Origin of the sequence: Methanosarcina sp. DH2, assembly GCF_020804225.1 — an archaeon.
Classification (GTDB): Archaea; Halobacteriota; Methanosarcinia; order Methanosarcinales; family Methanosarcinaceae; genus Methanosarcina.
Map to the genome: position 1 here is coordinate 1 of NZ_WJBI01000034.1, position 1,641 is coordinate 1,641.

Sequence of the window (1,641 nt, forward strand, 5' to 3'; positions counted from 1 at the left end):
GAATACGTCCCTGCTCCTTGCACACACCGCCCGTCAAACCACCCGAGTGAGGTATGGGTGAGGGCACGGACTCTGTGCCGTGTTCGAACCTGAATTTTGCAAGGGGGGTTAAGTCGTAACAAGGTAGCCGTAGGGGAATCTGCGGCTGGATCACCTCCTAAGCCGAAAAACACTATCACYCAGATGCCGATAAACCGAACAAATCCTCAAACCAGAGATCCATATGGATTCCATCTSGATCTCTCYMKKRMTWRYARAYCARTTKGWWGATYKCTGMMTWWGCAARSCAGAKKYSCTKRGTTCRAAATMMCAGCAAKTYCATTATCATYAAGTGCACCCGGTAAGTAGCTTATCGGGGAAGGATGGATAGCCTGYGCGGAACCGCRGGCATATGAAGTCGTGTATAGGTGCTGTATATTGAACGCTAACTGGACCTGGTTAGGTGTAACAGGAGTTATGCTATCAGGTGGATGGCTCGGCTCAAGAGCTGATGAAGGACGTGCCAAGCTGCGATAAGCCCGGGGTAGGTGCATGGAGCCAATGAACCCGGGATCTCCGAATGGGACCTCTCCATAGTGATCAGTAATGATCGGGAACGCTCCGAATTGAAACATCTCAGTAGGAGCTGGAAAAGAAATCAAACGAGATGCCGCTAGTAACGGCGAGTGAAAACGGCACAGTTCAAACCGAATCCCTTCGGGGAAATGTGGTGTTGTAGGGCTGTTCAAACGTCTCGCGGCAAAACCGAACTTGCCTGGAACGGCAGACCATAGAGTGTGACAGTCACTTAGGTGTAAGCCAGAAGACCGGAACATGTCCCTGAGTACCGTGCGTCGGATATCGTGCGGGAATCCGGGGGGCACCAACCTCCAAAACTAAATACTACTTGAGACCGATAGCGAAATAGTAGGGTGACCGAACGCTGAAAAGTACCCCGAGAAGGGAGGTGCAAAGTGCCTGAAACCTGATAGTGATGGAACGATACGGCATGAAAGGATCTTTGGTACGAAGGAAGCACCCGCGAGGGTGTTGTACGAGTATCACTGCCAGTGTCGTATCTTACGTTTTGAAGAACGGGCCAGGGAGTGTATCTTGGTGGCAATGGCTAACCTTTTATCTGGGCAGCCGAAGCGAAAGCAACATGTGCGCAACCCTCACGGGCGAGGCACGACGTATACAAGTGCGTGGAGTCACCGGGGTACGACCCGAAGCCGGGTGATCTAGGCGTGGGCAGGTTGAAGCGTGGCGAAAGCTACGTGGAGGACCGCAAGCGGTATTGATCTGCAAATCATTCGTGTGACCTGCGTCTCGTAGTGAAATGCTAATCTAACCCGGCATCCGCTGGTTCCTTCCGAAACATGTCGTAGCATGACCTGACCGGAGATTGTCGGTGGAGTAGAGCACTGATTGGCGGTTCCGGGGGGGAAACCCCTCGCCCGCCTGTCAAACTCCAAACCCACCGTCATTGAAGAAAGTCGGAGTCCGGACTACTGGGGTAAGCTTGTAGTCCGTAAGGGAGACAACCCAGCCCGTGGTTAAGGTCCCCAAGTGTCGACTAAGTGTTAACACTAAAGGGCGTCCCAAGCCCAAGACAGCTGGAAGGTTAGCTTAGAAGCAGCTACCCTTCAAAGAGTGCGTAAC

Annotated in this window: 2 rRNA genes; both read left to right on the forward strand. The window is 52.6% G+C overall.

Features of this window, described 5'->3' with window-relative positions:
* Window positions 1–159 (forward strand): 16S ribosomal RNA (locus FXV91_RS19575); the annotation flags it as partial.
* A 283-nt stretch (window positions 160–442) separates the two neighbouring features.
* Window positions 443–1,641, forward strand: a 23S ribosomal RNA gene (locus FXV91_RS19580); the annotation flags it as partial.